Source organism: Lachnoclostridium sp. An14 (assembly GCF_002160755.1).
In the GTDB taxonomy this organism is placed as follows: Bacteria; Bacillota; Clostridia; order Lachnospirales; family Lachnospiraceae; genus Lachnoclostridium_A.
On the sequence record NZ_NFLE01000036.1, the window covers coordinates 14113 to 30932 of the forward strand.

Consider the following 16820-nt stretch of genomic DNA (forward strand, 5'->3'; position numbering starts at 1 on the left):
GAAAGCCGGGGAACGGCGAAACCGCTCCCCGGCAGGGCTAACACTCCACAATCACAGACAGCTTTTTCAAAAGATCGGACAAGGGCCCCCACAGCTTTTCATAGTCCCGTTGCAGCCCTTTGATTTCCTCGGGATAAATGCCGCCGTAGGTGTTGGCCTGGATTGCCACTTGATTTAGGTTGTTGGAGCACCGCCGCTGGAGCGATACCAGCTCCCGGACGGGGGACAGGTCAACATGGAGCACATAGCCGTTTAGGGCCATTTTCCGCATATAGGCCCCCATGTTGCGGATGCCTGCCTCGGCCATGCGCTCCCGTATGAGCGCCTGCTCCTCCTCCGATACCATCACATGAAGATGGACGGGACGGCGGCGTTTCTTTGTCATCGTTCCTCCCGTTCCAGGCTCCGGCTGGCCCGGGGCGGCTCCTTTACCTTGTCCAACGGCTTTTCCCGTTCTGGGGGCCTTTTCGGGATCGGGGCGTGAAATTCCCGGTACAGCCGCAGGGCCTCCTGGTCGGCAAGTTCCTGTTCCCGTTTTTTCTCCATCGCGCAGTCCTCCTATCTGTCGCCCCGGCTGGGGCTTTTCTTTTCCGGCGCATCCGGGGCCCGGTGTTCCCGGGCCTTGCGTCCGGCCTCTTTCATCTGCCGGGCAATCGGCGGTTTCTTTGCCGCACCCCGCTCTGGCACAGGCTCACGGCCCACGGGATTGTCATGGGCGGGCCTCAGCTCATAATCGGCCATCTGTTTTTCTGTCAGCGGGTGGAGATACCACAGCTCGCCCCATGCCCGGAATGACTCGCCCTCCACCGGCTGGCGGGCGTTGTAGTTGAGATGGGCCACAGGCAGGTTGTCCTTCGGGCGGGGATAGGTAGCTATATCCACGGGCCGCTGGGTAGAGTAATACTTGAAAAAATCCGGGCCGGAAGTCTCCAGCCGGGAAACGCCATACTGCTTTTCATGGCTGAACACACGGCGGTTGTAGTCCCCAATGGCCTCACATTCCTCATTGAAGTAATGGCCCCAGTAGTAGTCCCGTTTCCCGTCCTCCTGGGTAAACTGCCAGGTCACAAAGGGATTAGGGGCCTTGAAGTTTTCCCCCATCGCAAAGCCCCGGCCATTGTCAAACAGTACGGACTGCTGGATCACATAGCCTTGATTTTCTTCCAAAACAGCACCTCCTTAAAAACTGGCACTTCGGGACAAATTGTCCCAAAGTCCCACAGCGTAAATGTTGACAGCATCCGGGTCAAAACGGGGCAGGCCATAGTCTGATACGGCCCACCCTAAAACGGGCCCCGGAAAGCCTTGCTACAAGCGGGTTTTAAGGGGCCTAATTGTCAACAGACCAGCCCCGCTTTTTCCGCATATATTCCCTCTGCTGGCGGCGGTGGGCTTTCTTTGCACAGACCGCCGAGCAGTACGCCTGCCGCCGATCCGGGGGAACGGGCCCGCCACAGATGGGGCAGGGCTTGAAATCCGGCCTGGGCCCCTCGGTCAAGAGGGCCGCCTCCAGCGCCGGGGCAAGGGGCAGAACGGCCTCCCGGAAGTAGCGGCAGAACGCACCCGTCCAGCATTTCACGAACATATAGCACTCACAGTCCAGCGGCAGGCACCCGCACTCCCGGTCATAGTTGGCGCACCACTTTACCACAAGGGCGCGGATGGCCGCCTTTTCCTCCCGGGTAAGCTCGCGGGACATGGCCTCACCTCCCGCCAGCCGGGGCCTTCAGAAGTTCCCGGTAGCAGGAGACACAGCCGATGCCCCGCCAGTAGGGACACCCGGAGCACCGGGAGCCCCTGGGCGGTTGTTCGGCGGAGGGGGACTGCTGGCGCGGGGGCCGTTTCATCATTTTCTCAAAGGGATTGTTGGTAAAGTTCATTCGTCAGCCCCCTCTCCGTCATCATCCTCCTCATCCCAGGGCGGCCCGTCCTCCTCGTCACCGTAGCCTTCCGGCCCGTCATAGTCCGGGAGTTCCCCGCCGTAGTCCTCCTCGGGTTCGGCGGCCTTTTCATGTTTCGGGCGGTAAATCTTAAAGTACCAGCCAGCCCCGCCGCCGATCACCGCCACGGCCAGCACCAAAAGGAGCATCCCCGGATTGCCGCCCGTTTCCGGCTTTTCCTCCTCCGGGGCGGGCTCCCCGGTTTCCTCCGTTTCCGCAGGCTCCGGCTCCGCGCCCGCGCACTCGGTCATATTGACCGCGCAGACCGGGCAATCCGTATTGACAGCCCCCGCCGCGCATTTTTCCGCGCAGGAGCAGGCGGCCAGCTCCACCCCGGCGGCCTCCGCAGCCGCCAGCAGGTCGGCCTCGTCCACCATGTTCAGAAAGTATGTTTCGTACTGTTCGCCTTCCTCGTCCACGGGCTTGTCATAGTCAATGACGATATAAAAAGTGTTTCCGCCGCTGGTCTGCACCGTGATAAACTGCTTGTTGGTGTGCTCGTCATAGAGCAGATCGCGGGTAACAAGGTTGCCTTTCTCCGAAAAGCCCTCGCCCGGTTCGATAGTGGGCTCCGGCTCCGGGGCCGTGGTTTCCTCCGTCATAGTGGGATCGCCGTAGTCCTCGCCCTCGCCGCCGTCCGCGTAAGCAAAAGCCGGGACAGCCGAAAATCCGCATAAAAGAACGGCGGCACAAAGCGCCGCCGCCATAGACCTCCATCGTCTCATATTCAGTTTTCCTCCTTTCCTTCGGCCCCGGACTTCGGGACAAATTGTCCCAAAGCTCCATCGCCTTTCAGCTTTTCAAACAGGAGCGGGAGCTCCGCCAGGGGGATGCTCATACCCCGCACAATATCCACGATCTCGCTGTTTTCCGCCTCCAGCTTTTTCTGCTCCAGCTCCTTGAGCCGGGCCTGCTGTTCGCTGATTTTGGCCTTGACCTTATCAATCTCGGCCTGGATTTTCGCACTTTTTGCCGTTGCCATAGATAACCTCCAATCATGGTAAACGCCCGTAGGCGTAGAAATGAGACTGCCAGTAGCTCGTATTTAGGTTTGCGTAGCCGATGGGATCTCCACAGTGGAGCATCCGCCCGTCTCCCACATAAATCCCACAGTGGCTCACGCCCGGCGTGTCATAAGTGCCCTTGAAAAAGACCAGATCGCCGGGTTTCGGACTGCTGGTCGGCGTGCAGATGTTATAGAGCCCCTGGGCCCCCAGGCGGCCCACATTCCAGCCGGAGTGATTGATCACCCAGGACACATAGCCGGAGCAGTCAAAGGAAGTGGACGGGCTGGAGCCGCCCCACACATAGGGATAGCCGATGTATTTCTGCGCCTCGGAGAGCATGGCGGCAAAGGTTTCATCGTCCAGATATTCCCCGGGCACTTCGTAGCCCTCCGGCGTTTCGGTGTACTTTCCCACATACTCGGAGCCGGGGAACAAATCGGGACGGTTTCCCAGCGTTGCCATGTAGATGGCGTACCGGGACATCTGATCCTCGCTCAACACATAGACGGGCAGATGGGACAGATTTTTGTTTTCCAGCGTCACATAGCAGATGTAGTAATTGTAGGGGACTTCCACATCGTAATCGTTGCCCTCGCTGTCGGTGCGGGTTTCCGTCCGGTAGCGTACCTCCACCACCACTTCCTCGGTCAGAATGTACTGGCGGTCAAAGAGCATTTGCAGGGAGCCCTCCACCTGGTCAAGCGTCCACTGCCCTTCATGGAGCGAACACAAAAGGGACAACAGTACATAGGGATCGTGTTCAATCTCGTCCAGGTCAAAATGGTACTCATCATAATCGTGGGTGCTTTCATAGCTGTCCAGATAGCCGGAAAGCTCCGCCTCCAAGTCACAGTAGGCGGCCTCCGCCCCCAGCAGATCCCCATCCTCGCAAGGGTAAGTGCTGGCACCCACCGCGCCGATGGTGCTGTTCCCCAGTGTGACAAGGGAGGACGAGCAGGACTGCATCACCAGCACAAGCAGGACGCAGGCCAGGGCCAGCAGACAGCCCACGGGATGGCGTTTGACAAAGCCCACCGCCCGGGCCGCCAGCTTTTCCGTAGTTACAGCCGTTTTCCCGGCGGCCTGGGCTCCGTGTTTGGCGGCCTCCTTTGCCTGCTTTTGATACCGCCTGCGGAGCCGCCGTTTCTGCCAGTAGCGGGACAGGGCATTTTTAGAAAGCTCCGGGTGCTCCTGGGCGGCGGTGTGGAAATGATAGTCCGCCGTGGCCTTGATATATTTGGACTCGGCCCGCCGGACAGCCTTTGCCGGGTGCTCCCGGATTTTCCGTCTCACATACCGGGAGCCATGCCGCAGGACGGCCTCGCCCACAAGCTCGGAGCGGTGGCCCCCTTCGATGCCCACATTTTCGTGCTCGTTTTCATAAATCTTGCCATGCACAAAGCCGTGGACGGAGCCGCTGGCCACCCGGCCCACACGCTTGACCGGGCCCGGCTTTTTCGGCGGTTTCTGTTTTGCCAGCTTTTCTTTGGCGGCCTCCAGCTTTTCCCCGCGCTTTTCCATGCGGAGCTTGGACGCCGCCGCCTGTTCCTGCTGGCTTTTCTGCCGGAATTTTGATTTTGGGGACTTTGGGACACTTTGTCCCGAAGTGCCCCCGGCGTTTCCTGCGCCGTTATTCGGTTTTCGTTTCATTCTTCATATCCTCCGGGCGGGTAGTCAGCAGGTCATAGATCTCCCCGCGGGGGAACCGATCCACAAAGGGGATAGTCACATTCCCATAGAACAGCAGGCCCTCGCCGGAATTAGAGTGGGTAATGTAGGAAAGCTGATGCTCGGAAATGCCGAGCTGTTTTGCCAAAATAGTCCGGTCACTCTGGGCCTGGGACAACAGGATCATAAAGTCCGTGTTGTCCAGAATGTTCTCAATCTCCCGGCTGGCCAAAAGGTCTTTCACATTCTGCGTAAGTGCGCTGGGGACACAGCCTTTTTTGCGGAGCATCTTCCAGACCGCCACAAAGTAGCTGGCGGTCAGCGGATCGCGGAGCAGGACATGGAACTCGTCAAAGTAGCACCAGGTCGCCACGCCCTCCCGGAAGTTGGCATCCACCGCCTGGGAGACAAACTCATTTGTGATGTGCATGGCAATCTTGCGGAGGTTTTCTCCCATGTTCTTGAGCACGATGCACACCACACGCTTGTCGGTTTTCACATTGGTCGGATGGTTAAAGAGATTGAGGGAGCCGGTACAGTAGAGCTCCAGGGCCGTTGCCACACGGCGGGCCTCCGGCTCCGGCTGGCGCAAGAGCTCCTCATACAAGTCCTGCAACAGCGGCTTTTTTTCTGTGGCAATCCCCAGGGCCTGCTCCCGGTAGACCAGCCGCACACAGCGGTCAATGACGGTTTTTTCAATGGGCTGTAAGCCCTCCTTACCGCCCACCACCAGCTCGCACAGGGACAACAAAAAATCCGCCTTCATGGAAAGCGGACTCTCCCCAGCGGTCATATTGAGCTCCACATCCATCGGGTTTAAGTGATGGGGGCTGTCCGGGGAAATTTCGATCACCTGGGCCTGGTCGCCCAGTCTGCGGGCCAGCGGGACATATTCGCCCATCGGATCGACAATCACAATGCGGTCATTCGTGGCGAGAAATACATTTAAGAGCTCCCGTTTCGCCGCAAAGGATTTTCCCGAGCCCGTAGAGCCAAGATACAAGCCGTTGGCCGATTTCAGCTTTTTGCGGTCAGCCATGATGACATTGTGGGAAAGGGCGTTCATGCCGTAGTAGAGGGCCTGCCCGCCCATCCGCAGCTCCCTGGTCATAAAGGGAATGAAAATCGCCGTGGAGCTGGTTGTCATGCCGCGCTGAATTTCCACCTCGTTGTAGCCGAGGGCCAGCGAGGACACAAAGCCCTGTTCCTGTTGCCAGTCCAGCCGCTTTAAGGAGCAGTTATATTTCTGCGCGATACCGCCCACCGTGAATACATCGTTTTCCAGCCGCTGGCGGGTAGGGGCAAGGTTTACCACCGTAAAGGTCAGCAGGAACATCCGCTCGTTGCGGGACTGCAGGTCAGCCAAAAGCTCCGCCGCGTCCTTGCTGAATGTAATGAGGTCAGGCGGGAGGATGTCGGGATCGTACCCGGCCCGGACAGCTTTTCGCTGTTCCTCCACCTTCATTTTGCCAATGTCCGAGATTTTCCCCTTAATGGTCTTGATGGCCTTTAACTGATCCACCGTCTGAATATGGAGCGTGACTGTCATTTCCGCATCCAGCTCCAAAATCTCCGCAAGGAGCTTATCCGAGAGCTCGGACGCTAAAATCTGTAAGTAGGACACCGCGCCCCAATACTGGCCGATGCGGAACGAGCGGGACTGCCGAAAGTCAAAGCTGTCCGGGGCGATAAAGTCCTTCGTCCCCAGCCCCGTCTGCGGGATGTCATTCCATGAAAAGCGGAACGGCTCCCGGCTCCCCGGGTGCATCTGCCCATAGAGCAGGGCCAGCCGCGCCCGCCCGTCCATCGGCTCGGAGGGAACGCCCAGCCGCTTGAAGTTTCCCATTACATCGGCCTCCACACGCTCCAGGCGGGGGCGGGCCTCCGCGATCCCCTCGGCGGGTATGCCGAAAGTGATATATTTAGAGCGTTCAATGCCGTTGTTGCTTTTCGCAATCTGATTTTTCAGCATCCCGGTAAATTCCTCCCGGACGCTGTTAAAGGCATCGTCCGCCTGGGGGATGTTGACCTTGTAGCGGCTCCGGGAATGGGAGCGGCGGTTGATAAAGGAAAGCTGGAACGGCAGGGAGCTGTCAAAATAATTGAGGAATGAGCTCCAGCCGCCGAAAATCGCCGTCTGATCCTCGGTGCTTGCCACGGAATAATTGATGTCCTCGTATTCCACGGTTTTCGTGTAGAGCCCGCCGGGGAGCTTGCACACCCCGTCCGGGTGCATCGCCAGATAGGGGATCGTCTGCTGGACGGACAGGGCCGCCCGGCTGTTACCCCTTCCGGGGCTGTTTTTGCTTTTTGCCTTTCGCAATCGCATCCTCCTTTCTCACAGCGCCCCGCCCGGTAAACGGGGCATACAGGTTTTCCGTCTGATAGTGCCGCACCCCGGGCCGCAGGAACTTGGCCCGGAGGATATTTTTTACCACCTTTTCAAAGGGGAGCCCGTCTTTTTCATACATCGCCAGCAGGAACGCCGGGAGCATGACCGCCAGCATAAGGAACATGGCCCCGGTATTCCCCAGGGGCTCACGGGCCAGCAGATAGGACGGGATGCCGATGGCCGCCGCGCCGCCAAAGCAGATAAGCTGGCGTTTCGTGAGATTAAAGGCCATCTTCGTTTTGATTTTGGATAAGTCATTAGGGACATTCACATAGGGCATGAAAAACCTCCTTTCGGCCCTTTGACTTCGGGACAATTTGTCCCAAAGTTCGGGATTGTGCTTTCCACCTCGTTTCCCCACACATCCCAGCCGGGCGGCGTCTGCCTTGCGAACAGCTCCACCCGGGGAAGATCGCCCATAAGGGCAACGATCTTTTCCCGGGCCTCGTCCGGCTTTTTGCTGTGGGCCTCAATGGGGGAAATGATAAACTGGTGGACATTCGCCGCCTGCCGTTTCGGGTGTCCCCTGGTCGCCAGCAGGCAGACCTCCGCATTTCCCCTCGTCCAAAAGCCGAGGCCGTAAAACCAGCTATCAGCCTTCCGATTTTTCTTCAGCCAGACGAAAGCCACGGACTTATACTGAAAGCCCCACGCTTTAATGAGCCGCAGGGCCTCGGGGAGCTGGGGGAAAGTCGCCCATAAAAAAAGCGCGCTGTCCGGGGCGGCCAGTTCCGCCACCGGGAGCGCACATAACTCGTCTATTCCCATTGTGGGATAATGATGTTCCGCCGCCCCTTGCAGGCCCTTCTGCGCGTAGCGCCAGGGCGGATCGGCGTAAATGATAGAATAATCTCCGATAGTCAGACTCCTTTCTCCCCGGCCTCCACCGCCGCCCGCGCCATACGGATGCGCTCCGTAGCCGGGGCGTAAAAGGCCGGAGCCGTTTCAAAGCAGATAAAGCGGCGGCCCGCATTGAGGGCGGCAACGGCGGTTGTGCCGGAGCCCGCGCAGATGTCCGCCACCAGCTCGCCGGGCCGGGTGTAGGTCTTGATGAAATACTCGCACAGCTCCACGGGCTTTTGTGTGGGATGGATGCCGCCCGTTACCGTGGGGACAAAGAGCACATTCCCCGGATAGCGCCGCCCATCGCTGGACTGGGAGCTCTGCCGCTCAAATTTCCCATAGTTCGGGCTGGTGCCGCTGCGGGCATGGACGCGGCTGTACGGCTTGCCGTAAGTAAACTGCGGATTGTAAAGAGGGGCCTTCTGATAAAATACCAGGATATTCTCGGACTTTTTCAGCGGGGCCCGGTTTGCATTGAGAAATCCTGTCCCGCGCTCCTTGTACCAGATCCACTCATAGCGGAGCATGGAAAGGTTGGAGGCCCCCAGCACTTTGTCATAGGGGCACTGTGCAAAGAACAGCACCGCGCCCTCCGGCTTGACAGCCCATTTCACAGCCTCCCACAGCTCGGGGAGCGGCAGGGGCACATCCCAAAAGTTCCGGGTAGTGCCATAGGGCGGATCGGTAAGGAGCATATCCACCGAATGGCGGGGGAGGGAGCGCAGGCCCTCGATGCCGTCCAATAAAAACAGCCCCTCCATAGGTTCCTGCAACTTCGGGACACTTTGTCCCAAAGCCGCCTTATCGGTCATCCCGGGCCTCCTTGCCCTTTGTCGGGGCGGGCCGGGCGGCATTTTCCTTTCCGGCCTCTTTTGCGGCCTGCGCCATCTGTTCCCGGATTGATGCGGGCCGTACCGCCTCGGCCCGGGCCAGCAGCTTTTCCACCGCCTGGTTGTAGCCCTGGGCCGCCGCCCGGTCAAGTTGGGCCTGCAAGTCGCGGTTTGTTACCCGCGCCGTAGTGCGGTAGCCCGTCCTGCTGGTGGGATCGGGCTTGCTGGGAGCGCCCAGGAACACCCCGTTTTTCCCGTCCACCACCTTAAAATCATCCACCACCACGCCCCCGATGTTTACGCTGGCAAAGCCGATCAGCTTGCCCTGGGGCTCAATGGGCCGCACCGTTACCTGGGGCGTAGTGGCCTCCGCCACCGCCTGCTCTACCCGGAGCCTTACCGCCTCATCAATGCTGATGCCCTGGTTTTCTGCCAGCTCCGCAATCGGAGCCTCAAACAATAAGCGCCGGAAATCCTCCTGCGCCATATCCACAGCGGGGGCACCTCGGCCCGCCGCCTCCTGCGTTTTCGCCATAGTTCAACCTCTCTTTCTCAATGTGCGCCAAAGATACTTTTTGCAATCGTCCCGGTTTTGAACAGCATAAAGCAGAGCAAAACCGTATAGCCCACGGCTCCCCATATCGCGCCGATGGGATCGCCGCTTGTGGCGATCTCTTGAATGAGCACCGCATAGATGCCCACGCACAGCAGGATCAAAAGCCCCTGGAAACCGATAGCGAACAAGGACTTCAGATAATTCTGCCCCATGCTCCCCATTTCCCGGTTGGACAGGGTAGCCACCGGGATGGGCGCTAAACTGGTCAGCATATAGATTTCCAGCATACGGCCATAAATCAGAACAAAGATCACGATGTTTAACGCGGTCATGGTAAAGCCGATAAAGATAGACTGGAGCCACAGGCCCAAAAGGGAGCCCAGCCCCATTGTCTCCAGCGTGGCCTCCAAATCCGCCAGCATATCCGGGGATATGTCCGTGGAGCCCTGGATCACCCCCGCCGAGCTTGCAATCACGCTCTGCGACACATCAAAAATCGCATTGACGATATTGAAGGTGTTGGAGAGGATAAGGATGGCCGCCGCCGTCTTGAAAATCCACTTGAAAAACATCCAGGTGTCGATGTCATGTAAGTTGTTGCGGTCTATCAGCATTTGAATGAGCTCATAGACTGCCACATAGGTTAGGACTAACCCGGCAATCGGTAAAATTACCGTCTCGGAAATCTGGCGGATGAGGGAGAAAACTCCGGCGTTCCACGCCGCCGGAGTTGTTCCCACCTCCCCCGCAATCTCCCCGACTCGGGCATTTACCGTATCAAAAAGGCCGCTCAGATTGCCTAAAATGCCTTCAATGAGCAGGCTTTTGAGCCAGTCGGTCAGCCAGTCGGTGAGAAATCCCATAAGCCGCTACCTTAAAACAGACCGGACAGCAGAGGGATCAGCGTAGTGCCGAGCAGGATGATGCCGCCGCCCGCCATGAGCTGTTTCATGCCCTGGCTTTTTGCTTATGTGTGATAAAGAAGCAATAGAAGTGCAAAAAATTTTGCCGTTCCTATCCGACACTTGGCCATTGTGTCGGATAGGTCGGGCGGTTATTCGGGCAAGTCAATCTTGCCGACAAAGCTGTAATAAATCTCAATGTCCTGCCTGCGGGTGCCGTTCTCATCATAGCTGCACTCATGCACCACAATTTTCTCGATCATTTCCCGCAAGAGAGTGGGGGTCAGTTCTTCAAAGGCAAGGTGCTTGCGGACAATGCCCATAAATTTCTCGGCGTTGACGGTAGCTGCCTGTGACTTGTCCAGTTCGGCTTGCAGGGCGGCGGCTCTCTTTTTCAGCTCCGCTTGCTCGGCTTCGTAGTCAGCCGACAGTTCCATGAAACGCTCATCGCTGATTTTGCCGTTTACATTGTCCTCATACAGCCGCTTGATAATGCGGCTGATTTCAGAAATGCGTTCCTGCGCCTGTTCAAGCTGCTTGATGGCTGCGGCGGTCTTTCGCTTGCCGCCGATCTCGTTCTGCTGGACAAGTAGTTTCACAAACCGGCTCTCATGCTTGGCTGCGTATTCGGTCACTTGCCGGAGATTTGCCAGGACACCAGCGGTCAACAGATCGGTGCGGATAAAGTGCGCCGTACAGTTGCGGGTGCGCTTCTTGTAGCTGCCGCAGATGTAGCAGTCCTGTTTGCGGTCTTTGTTCTGATACCGCTGCTGATACAGCACATGGCCGCAGTCGGCGCAGAACAAAATCCCGGAGAACAGCCCCACTTCATCGTAGCGGTTCGGGCGTTTGCGCTGTTTGCGTAACTCCTGCACCCGTTCCCATGTTTCCTTGTCGATGATCGGCTCATGGTGGTTCTCGAAAATGGCCTGCTTCTCGACGGGGTTCTCTATGCTGTGCTTGACCTTATAAGAAGGCTTTTCCGTTTTGAAGTTCACCAGACATCCGGTGTACTCTCGGTTTTCGAGGATATGAACGACGGTGTTGGTCGCCCATTTGCACTCATAGCCTGGGTGATAACGGCGGGTGCTGCCTGTCCGCTGATATTCCAGCGTCCCCGGCGTGGGGATTTGCTGCTCCGTCAGCATACGGGCAATCTTGGTCGGGCCGTTCCCGGCAAGGCAAAGCTGGTAAATCTGCTGCACCACCGGGGCGGCTTCCTCGTCTATAATAAAATTCTCGTCCTCGTCCATCACATAGCCGTAAACCGGCTTGCTGGTAACAGGCTTGCCGCTCATGCCTTTTGACTTTTTCACTGCCTTGATTTTCTTGCTCGTATCTCTCACCAGCCATTCATTGAACAGATTTCGCAGCGGGGTAAAATCGTTGTCCATGCCCTCGCTGGCACTGTCCACATTATCGTTGACAGCGATAAAACGCACACCCTTTTGAGGGAACAGCATTTCCGTGTAAAACCCTACCTGCAAGTAGTTTCGCCCTAACCGGCTCATGTCCTTGACGATGACCGTACCCACTTTCCCGGCTTCAATGTCCGCAAGCATGGCTTGAAATCCGGGCCGCTGGAAGTTCGCGCCGGAAAAACCGTCGTCGGTGTACCAGCGCAGATTGGTAAAGCCGTTCTGTTTTGCGTAGGTTTCGAGTATCCTTTTTTGGTTCGATATGGAATTACTCTCGCCTTGCAATTCATCCTCGTGGGACAATCTCGGATAAAGGGCGGTAATGAGGTTTTGGGTGGCTTGTCTTAACATAAAATCCTCCGTTTCCGACAGCCAGCCCCACTATTCCGTGGTTTCATTGTACCACGGAACGGCGGGGGCTGTACAGCGGCAAAAGCGTTAAATTTGCTTCTTTACAGCTTTTCAATTTTCCGATTTTTATGGTATGGGTTGTCGTCCCATATTTGCAGTAGAAAAGTTCATAACTCCGTGGTATACTCTGATTTAACAAAAAAATCAGAAGTTAAAGGAGAAAACATGAAGTATACAATAGATGAATTAACCGCGGCCAAAAGGCAAATTGATTCAACTCTGCACAAGCTAAGAGAAACAGTAAAAACATTTGAATCAAAGGATAATTCCGAGCGTTATAAATCACAAATCACATTGGCAAAGAGAAGAATAAAAGCCTTTGAAATTGCAAATTATTTTATAGAGAATGAGATTAAGAATTGCTAAAGCACTTCCGATTTTCGTTCCAGCGGTCATGCTCCCTGGCATGGCCGCTTTTCCATGCCCCGGTTCACGCCGGATAAGTCGGCTCCTGTGTAGCAGCGGCTTCCGCTTCCAGTACCCGCGCCATTTTGTCGGCGGCTGTGGTTGTGGTGTCTTTCTTGAAATAGCCGGACACGACAAGGACGGAATTGCCCATGCGGATTTCCGTCACACAGTCAGGGCGGCGGGTGGTGCGGGTGTCGTGCTGCTTGTTATCTGCCATAGGCAATACTCCTTTCAGTCGGTAATCAGTTTCTTCATGCTCTCCATTTTCCGCTTGGCGGTTTCCTGCCGGAAGTTGTCGCCGGTAAAGCGTACCGGGACGCACATGGAAAGCAGGCGGTCATAAATCCGGGAATGGGCGGTGTCCTCCGGGTTGTGCAGGTCGTCCAGCGTAAGGTTGGTCGTGACGATCAGCGGCTTGCCGCTGCGGTAACGGCTGTCAATCACATTGAACACCTGTTCCAGCCCGTATTCCGTCCCGCGTTCCATGCCGAAGTCGTCAAGGATCAGCAGCGGATAACGACAAAGGCGGGAAATGTACTCGTTGCGCCCCTCAAAGCTGGCGGCAAGGTCATTGAGGATAAGAGCAAAGTTCGTCATGCGGACGGGGATTTCTTTCTCCATGAGGGCGTTTGCGATACAGCCTGCAAGGTAGCTTTTGCCGGTGCCTACGCCGCCCCAGAACAGGCAGCCGATATTGTCTGTCCGCATATCTTCCCAATGCTCCACATACCGGCGGGCAAGCCCGGTCTGCGGGTTCCTGCCGTTGTCGTTCTCGAAAGTCCAGTCCCGCATGGTGGGGTCGGTAAAGCCCCGGCGTTTCAGTTCTTCCACGGTGTCAAGGTGTCTGCGCCGCTTTTCGGCGGCTTCCCGTTCCTCGCGGGCGGTTCTCTGGCAGTCGCACTCTGCCGGGTGGCGGTCGCGCCCGAAGATAGCGGCCTTATCCGGCGCAAAATAGGCTTCTTTCGGCTTGCGGCACTTGCCGCAGTACAGTAAACCGTCCTCGCCGGTGTAGTCCTCCGGCTCCGGGATGGTGGTCGTCATATTCTCCAAAACCGCGTTGATTTCATTCTTCATAAACTCTCGCCCTCCTTGCATGAGTAGTCTGGTATGCCCTTTTTAGGGGCTTCCTTTTTGTCGTTCCCCGCCCATATCCGCAGGGCGGCGGCATAGTTCTGGTAGCTTTTCCCGTTGGCGGCAAGGTAGCGGCTCATTTCCTCGATGAACCGTTCCAGCCTGTCAGGGTACTCTGCCTGCAACTCGTCGTATTCGGTCTGTGACAGAAAAATATTTCCATATCGGCCATAGGGCGCGGACGGCCCCCCACTCACTCCCTTTGTTTGGCTCTCTGTAAGGTTGTTTATAGTAGTTTGGTTAGGGGACGGTTTTCCGACCATCATAAGGTCGGTTTTCTGACCATCAGTAGGACGGTTTTCCGGCTCTATGAGGGGCGGACTTCCGGCCATCAGTTGGTCTGAAAACTGTACCTGTGGCACTGGCGGTACTTTGACATAAAGCCGGTTCGGTGCGGAGAAGCCGCCCCGTTCCCGTTCCAACAGCCCCGCCGTGTCCAGTTCATTAAGCGCCCCCTTGATGGTGGTGCTGCCTTTATCCAGTATTTCTGCTATCTCCGCGATGGGATAGATAATATAAATCCTGCCCTCGTCGTCCAGCCACTTGTTTTTCTGGGAGAGGGTGGAACGGTCTAACAGCAGCGAATACAGCAGCTTGGCGGTCTGTGAAATCTCCATTTTCAGCAGGAAACGGGGATACGGCAGATAGGCGGGCAGCCGCGTGTCTGCCCTGATATAATCAGCGATAGGATCACCTCCCTGTGTTCGGGTTGATTTTGGCGTATTGTCACGCATTAAAACGCCGTTTCCGGGGGAAAAGGATAAATGTATCGCGTACCCTTTGACACCCACGAAAAAAGCCTTGATTTATGCGGGTTTGAAAGGCTCTAAAGCGTGACATCTCTGCCTTTGTTTCCGCTTTCTCTCGGCGGCTTTGATTTTCTTCATGCGCCCGGCGCAGTCGGGGCAGTATTTTCCCCGGTTGGATTTGGGGACAAAGGCCGCCCCGCAGACGGCACACCGTTTCCGGCTTCCCCGGCACAAGAGGGCTGCGGCCAGCTCCCCGTCAAGGGGCAGGACAGCCACACGGAACCAGTGGCACATGAGGGAAAAGGAAATGCTCTGGACGCACACGCAAGGCTCCCCGTCGTCCAATAGCAGGCAGTTCCCCTCATCGTAGTTACAGCACTCATGTACCAGCCGCCGCGCCCGCCGGTGCTGGCGGTAGTCCATGTGGGGCAGGTTATCGCTCATGGCTCTGCTCCTTTCTGCGGTGCGGCTCGTCCCGGCGCAAAATCTGGTCGATGTTCCGCTTGACGGTCTGCAACTCCTTGAACCGCTGTTTCTGTTCGTGATAGGTGTTATACAGGCCGTCTTTCTCGGAGATAAGCTGCTCGATCTCGGCCTGCAACGCTTTCCGGGCGGGCAGCTTGGTAATGCCATGCGCCTTGAAATACCGGGCTGCTGCGTCGGCTATGATAAAATCGCTCTCATGGGCCTGCCGGTATGCGGCGCGGGCTTTCTCGGATTTCTGTGCCCGCAGCCCGTCGCGGGCGGCCTTGGTCTGGGCGTAGGCCAACACCTGCCGCTGCAACTTCTTTTTCCCTTGCAGCTTCGTTTCCAGTGCTTTCAGTTCGCCGCTGGTCTGGCGCATTTTCTGATAGGCGGTGTCAACGGCGGCTTCTAACTGCTCCGGGGAAGTAAAGCCGTATTGCTGGTAGACGGACAGCGTTTTGGCGGCCTGCTTCAGATTGTGTATCTTCGCCCAGCGTTCATAGCCCCGGCCTTTGCCCTCGGCCATTTTCTGCTCAATGTCCACAAGCCGCTGCACTCCGTCCTGTTTCGGGGCGGCTATCTCGGCTCTGGCAACCTGCAAGCGGTCTTTTATGGTGCGTGGGGGATCGGGGGATCTGGCTGGCGCTTCGGCTGCTCTGGCGGCGTTTTGCTCTAAAACGGCAAAGACAGCGGCGCGGTCAAAATCGTCGCCCAGCTTCCGGGCGGTAATTGGCTTTGTCCTGTCCGGCGTGAGGTAGGAAAGCCGCCCCCGGCTCTCCTTGACGGTCACACCCTCCTGCAGCAACAGAGAGGAAAACTCGTCAAAGCTGGCGGCGGTGGCAAGGGCTTTCCGTAGGGTCTGCCGCAGCTTCTCCTTGTTCGTTTCAAACTTGGTCTGCCGGGGCGTGATACTATCGGCAATCATGGGGGCGTTCTGCTTGTCCAGCGCGGCCTGTCCCTTTTTCTGCGCCCAATACTCCCGGTCGGTGACGCGGTTCTTGCTGCCGTTCAAGAGGTCGATTTGATAAAGCCCCTCCCGGTGGCACATCTCCATGACTTCGGATTTGAAGTAGCGCAGGGCAGCGTCGGTACATCGGTGCTTGCAGCCGACTTTCGTATCGGCCGGCCTGTCCATGTAGGGCAGGAACGGCACTTCCTCAATCCGCAGGCTGTTTATGACGATATGCACATGAATGTTGCCGCTGTGGTTATGCCCGTCCGGGTGGGTGCAGACAAGGGCCTGGTGGCCGGGAAAATGCTCTTTACAGAATTGTTCCCCCAACGCCTGCGCCCGGTCTACGGTCAGGCCGTTGTCCGGCCCGTCCCGCGGGTCAAAGCTGATGATGTAGTGGTGGCTTTTCACATCTTCCCGCCGCTGGTTTTTCTGATAGCGGAGATTGGCCCGCATACACGCAACGGCAAAATCCTCCCCGTCGCAGTTCAGCGTGGACAGCCGGTAGTCCTCGCGGGGGATAAGCCTGCCGGTTTCATCAAGGACGGGCTTCATGGTAAACTCGTCATGCTCAAAGAGAAGATATTGCTCGGCGGCTCCGTAGTCGGCGTTTTTAGAGTTGATATGCTTGAGTGTTGCCAACCGCGTCACCTACTTTCTTGAGGACTTCATACTTGAGGACGGCAAGGTCGGATATGGCGGCGCGTACCTCGCCGGAAAGGGTGTTGTAGGGTACGCCGTATTCGTTCAGATACCGGGCAATCTGATTGAGGTTGCCGCCGATCCTGCCGTACTCGGCTGTCAGCTTCCCGACAGCGGAAAGCAACTCGTCATTGACCGACGACACATGGACAACCGGGCGTATGGTCGCCCGCCGTATCGCCTGCCGGAGAAATTCGGACTGGCTGATACCATAGGGCGCAAGCCGCGCTGTGAAGTCGGCATACTCATCTTCGGACAGCCGGGTTTTCACAACGCGGCTGCGGTGGGGCGTGTTGTATTTCTTTCGCATGGTGTGACCTCCTTTCTCGCCCGTAAGGGCGCATGAGCAGGGTTTGGGGAAGGCACTCCCCAACAAGTTTCCCGCGAGGGGCAAAACTGCAGAATTGCGGATTTTGGCACCGTGGTAGAAACTTGCTCTCCGTGAC

Annotated in this window: 22 protein-coding genes and 1 pseudogene; 1 reads left to right on the forward strand and 22 read right to left on the reverse strand. The window is 57.2% G+C overall.

The features are described from left to right. Positions 1 to 37 precede the first annotated feature (37 nt). The 16 genes and pseudogenes from B5E84_RS16235 to B5E84_RS16300 form a co-directional block, all read right to left on the reverse strand. Positions 38 to 385, reverse strand: a complete 348-nt coding sequence (locus B5E84_RS16235) for a plasmid mobilization protein (RefSeq protein WP_087224681.1) — start codon at positions 383 to 385, stop codon at positions 38 to 40. After that, positions 382 to 546, reverse strand: a complete 165-nt coding sequence (locus B5E84_RS20900; protein ID WP_002595070.1) for a hypothetical protein — start codon at positions 544 to 546, stop codon at positions 382 to 384. Before B5E84_RS20900 ends, B5E84_RS16235 begins: the two co-directional genes overlap by 4 nt. Positions 547 to 558: 12 nt before the next feature. Next, positions 559 to 1167 carry a defense against restriction DarA-related protein gene (locus B5E84_RS16240; RefSeq protein ID WP_087224684.1) on the reverse strand — a complete coding sequence of 203 codons (609 nt, stop codon included), beginning with the start codon at positions 1165 to 1167 and terminating at the stop codon, positions 559 to 561. A gap of 163 nt (positions 1168 to 1330) precedes the next feature. Beyond that, positions 1331 to 1699: a cysteine-rich VLP protein gene (locus B5E84_RS16245; protein ID WP_087224687.1), complete on the reverse strand. Its 369-nt coding sequence runs from the start codon at positions 1697 to 1699 to the stop codon at positions 1331 to 1333. 4 nt (positions 1700 to 1703) lie between these two features. Further along, on the reverse strand, positions 1704 to 1880 hold the full coding sequence (locus B5E84_RS20905; RefSeq protein ID WP_204248606.1) for a hypothetical protein: 177 nt from the start codon (positions 1878 to 1880) through the stop codon (positions 1704 to 1706). Beyond that, on the reverse strand, positions 1877 to 2665 hold the full coding sequence (locus tag B5E84_RS16250) for a DUF4366 domain-containing protein (protein WP_087224690.1): 789 nt from the start codon (positions 2663 to 2665) through the stop codon (positions 1877 to 1879). Before B5E84_RS16250 ends, B5E84_RS20905 begins: the two co-directional genes overlap by 4 nt. Positions 2666 to 2667: 2 nt before the next feature. Next, entirely contained in the window at positions 2668 to 2922 is a 255-nt protein-coding gene (locus tag B5E84_RS16255) for a DUF4315 family protein (RefSeq protein WP_087224693.1), read from the reverse strand. Positions 2923 to 2935: 13 nt separating this feature from the next. Further along, the gene (locus B5E84_RS16260) at positions 2936 to 4597 is read right to left on the reverse strand and encodes a C40 family peptidase (protein ID WP_087224696.1); all 1662 of its coding nucleotides are present in this window, start codon (positions 4595 to 4597) and stop codon (positions 2936 to 2938) included. Continuing rightward, positions 4578 to 6944: a VirB4-like conjugal transfer ATPase, CD1110 family gene (locus B5E84_RS16265; RefSeq protein WP_204248607.1), complete on the reverse strand. Its 2367-nt coding sequence runs from the start codon at positions 6942 to 6944 to the stop codon at positions 4578 to 4580. The genes B5E84_RS16260 and B5E84_RS16265 overlap by 20 nt, the downstream gene beginning before the upstream one ends. Further along, entirely contained in the window at positions 6898 to 7287 is a 390-nt protein-coding gene (locus B5E84_RS16270) for a PrgI family protein (protein WP_087224699.1), read from the reverse strand. Before B5E84_RS16270 ends, B5E84_RS16265 begins: the two co-directional genes overlap by 47 nt. After that, complete coding sequence (locus B5E84_RS16275; RefSeq protein WP_087224702.1) at positions 7275 to 7871, reverse strand: MT-A70 family methyltransferase; 597 nt, start codon at positions 7869 to 7871, stop codon at positions 7275 to 7277. Before B5E84_RS16275 ends, B5E84_RS16270 begins: the two co-directional genes overlap by 13 nt. Continuing rightward, the gene (locus B5E84_RS16280; protein WP_087224705.1) at positions 7868 to 8662 is read right to left on the reverse strand and encodes a DNA-methyltransferase; all 795 of its coding nucleotides are present in this window, start codon (positions 8660 to 8662) and stop codon (positions 7868 to 7870) included. The genes B5E84_RS16275 and B5E84_RS16280 overlap by 4 nt, the downstream gene beginning before the upstream one ends. Further along, positions 8652 to 9215 carry a septation protein SpoVG family protein gene (locus B5E84_RS16285; RefSeq protein WP_204248608.1) on the reverse strand — a complete coding sequence of 188 codons (564 nt, stop codon included), beginning with the start codon at positions 9213 to 9215 and terminating at the stop codon, positions 8652 to 8654. Before B5E84_RS16285 ends, B5E84_RS16280 begins: the two co-directional genes overlap by 11 nt. Positions 9216 to 9232: 17 nt before the next feature. Then, positions 9233 to 10099 carry a VirB6/TrbL-like conjugal transfer protein, CD1112 family gene (locus B5E84_RS16290; RefSeq protein WP_002595082.1) on the reverse strand — a complete coding sequence of 289 codons (867 nt, stop codon included), beginning with the start codon at positions 10097 to 10099 and terminating at the stop codon, positions 9233 to 9235. Between the two features lie 11 nt (positions 10100 to 10110). Beyond that, a pseudogene (locus B5E84_RS21330) lies at positions 10111 to 10203 on the reverse strand (Maff2 family mobile element protein); the annotation flags it as partial. Positions 10204 to 10290: 87 nt separating this feature from the next. Then, on the reverse strand, positions 10291 to 11907 hold the full coding sequence (locus B5E84_RS16300) for a recombinase family protein (protein WP_002596236.1): 1617 nt from the start codon (positions 11905 to 11907) through the stop codon (positions 10291 to 10293). A gap of 225 nt (positions 11908 to 12132) precedes the next feature. On the opposite strand from B5E84_RS16300, the gene B5E84_RS16305 reads away from it, so the two are divergent. After that, positions 12133 to 12333 (forward strand): hypothetical protein, encoded by a 201-nt coding sequence (locus B5E84_RS16305; RefSeq protein WP_002596235.1) that lies wholly within the window; start codon positions 12133 to 12135, stop codon positions 12331 to 12333. A 64-nt stretch (positions 12334 to 12397) separates the two neighbouring features. Here B5E84_RS16305 and B5E84_RS16310 read toward each other — a convergent pair whose 3' ends face one another. The 6 genes from B5E84_RS16310 to B5E84_RS16335 all read right to left on the reverse strand — a co-directional run bounded on the left by B5E84_RS16310 (position 12398) and on the right by B5E84_RS16335 (position 16684). Next, on the reverse strand, positions 12398 to 12592 hold the full coding sequence (locus tag B5E84_RS16310; protein WP_002596234.1) for a transposon-encoded TnpW family protein: 195 nt from the start codon (positions 12590 to 12592) through the stop codon (positions 12398 to 12400). A 14-nt stretch (positions 12593 to 12606) separates the two neighbouring features. Beyond that, positions 12607 to 13449 (reverse strand): ATP-binding protein, encoded by an 843-nt coding sequence (locus B5E84_RS16315; protein ID WP_002596233.1) that lies wholly within the window; start codon positions 13447 to 13449, stop codon positions 12607 to 12609. Next, positions 13446 to 14180: a replication initiator protein A gene (locus B5E84_RS16320; protein WP_087325174.1), complete on the reverse strand. Its 735-nt coding sequence runs from the start codon at positions 14178 to 14180 to the stop codon at positions 13446 to 13448. The genes B5E84_RS16315 and B5E84_RS16320 overlap by 4 nt, the downstream gene beginning before the upstream one ends. Before the next feature lie 132 nt (positions 14181 to 14312). Further along, positions 14313 to 14699 carry a cysteine-rich VLP domain-containing protein gene (locus tag B5E84_RS16325; protein ID WP_002596231.1) on the reverse strand — a complete coding sequence of 129 codons (387 nt, stop codon included), beginning with the start codon at positions 14697 to 14699 and terminating at the stop codon, positions 14313 to 14315. After that, positions 14689 to 16314, reverse strand: a complete 1626-nt coding sequence (locus B5E84_RS16330; RefSeq protein WP_002596230.1) for a relaxase/mobilization nuclease domain-containing protein — start codon at positions 16312 to 16314, stop codon at positions 14689 to 14691. The genes B5E84_RS16325 and B5E84_RS16330 overlap by 11 nt, the downstream gene beginning before the upstream one ends. Beyond that, entirely contained in the window at positions 16286 to 16684 is a 399-nt protein-coding gene (locus B5E84_RS16335; protein ID WP_002596229.1) for a plasmid mobilization protein, read from the reverse strand. The genes B5E84_RS16330 and B5E84_RS16335 overlap by 29 nt, the downstream gene beginning before the upstream one ends. Positions 16685 to 16820: the final 136 nt, after the last annotated feature.

Excerpts from the sequence above, each read along its gene's own strand:
- B5E84_RS16325 (WP_002596231.1), bottom strand. The coding sequence starts at position 14,699 with ATGAGCGATAACCTGCCCCACATGGACTACCGCCAGCACCGGCGGGCG.
- B5E84_RS16260 (WP_087224696.1), bottom strand. The coding sequence starts at position 4,597 with ATGAAACGAAAACCGAATAACGGCGCAGGAAACGCCGGGGGCACTTCG.
- B5E84_RS16280 (WP_087224705.1), bottom strand. The coding sequence starts at position 8,662 with ATGACCGATAAGGCGGCTTTGGGACAAAGTGTCCCGAAGTTGCAGGAA.
- B5E84_RS16285 (WP_204248608.1), bottom strand. The coding sequence starts at position 9,215 with ATGGCGAAAACGCAGGAGGCGGCGGGCCGAGGTGCCCCCGCTGTGGAT.
- B5E84_RS16250 (WP_087224690.1), bottom strand. The coding sequence starts at position 2,665 with ATGAGACGATGGAGGTCTATGGCGGCGGCGCTTTGTGCCGCCGTTCTT.
- B5E84_RS20905 (WP_204248606.1), bottom strand. The coding sequence starts at position 1,880 with ATGAACTTTACCAACAATCCCTTTGAGAAAATGATGAAACGGCCCCCG.
- B5E84_RS16245 (WP_087224687.1), bottom strand. The coding sequence starts at position 1,699 with ATGTCCCGCGAGCTTACCCGGGAGGAAAAGGCGGCCATCCGCGCCCTT.
- B5E84_RS16255 (WP_087224693.1), bottom strand. The coding sequence starts at position 2,922 with ATGGCAACGGCAAAAAGTGCGAAAATCCAGGCCGAGATTGATAAGGTC.
- B5E84_RS16310 (WP_002596234.1), bottom strand. The coding sequence starts at position 12,592 with ATGGCAGATAACAAGCAGCACGACACCCGCACCACCCGCCGCCCTGAC.
- B5E84_RS16270 (WP_087224699.1), bottom strand. The coding sequence starts at position 7,287 with ATGCCCTATGTGAATGTCCCTAATGACTTATCCAAAATCAAAACGAAG.
- B5E84_RS16235 (WP_087224681.1), bottom strand. The coding sequence starts at position 385 with ATGACAAAGAAACGCCGCCGTCCCGTCCATCTTCATGTGATGGTATCG.
- B5E84_RS16300 (WP_002596236.1), bottom strand. The coding sequence starts at position 11,907 with ATGTTAAGACAAGCCACCCAAAACCTCATTACCGCCCTTTATCCGAGA.
- B5E84_RS16335 (WP_002596229.1), bottom strand. The coding sequence starts at position 16,684 with ATGCGAAAGAAATACAACACGCCCCACCGCAGCCGCGTTGTGAAAACC.
- B5E84_RS16305 (WP_002596235.1), top strand. The coding sequence starts at position 12,133 with ATGAAGTATACAATAGATGAATTAACCGCGGCCAAAAGGCAAATTGAT.
- B5E84_RS16265 (WP_204248607.1), bottom strand. The coding sequence starts at position 6,944 with ATGCGATTGCGAAAGGCAAAAAGCAAAAACAGCCCCGGAAGGGGTAAC.
- B5E84_RS16290 (WP_002595082.1), bottom strand. The coding sequence starts at position 10,099 with ATGGGATTTCTCACCGACTGGCTGACCGACTGGCTCAAAAGCCTGCTC.
- B5E84_RS20900 (WP_002595070.1), bottom strand. The coding sequence starts at position 546 with ATGGAGAAAAAACGGGAACAGGAACTTGCCGACCAGGAGGCCCTGCGG.
- B5E84_RS16315 (WP_002596233.1), bottom strand. The coding sequence starts at position 13,449 with ATGAAGAATGAAATCAACGCGGTTTTGGAGAATATGACGACCACCATC.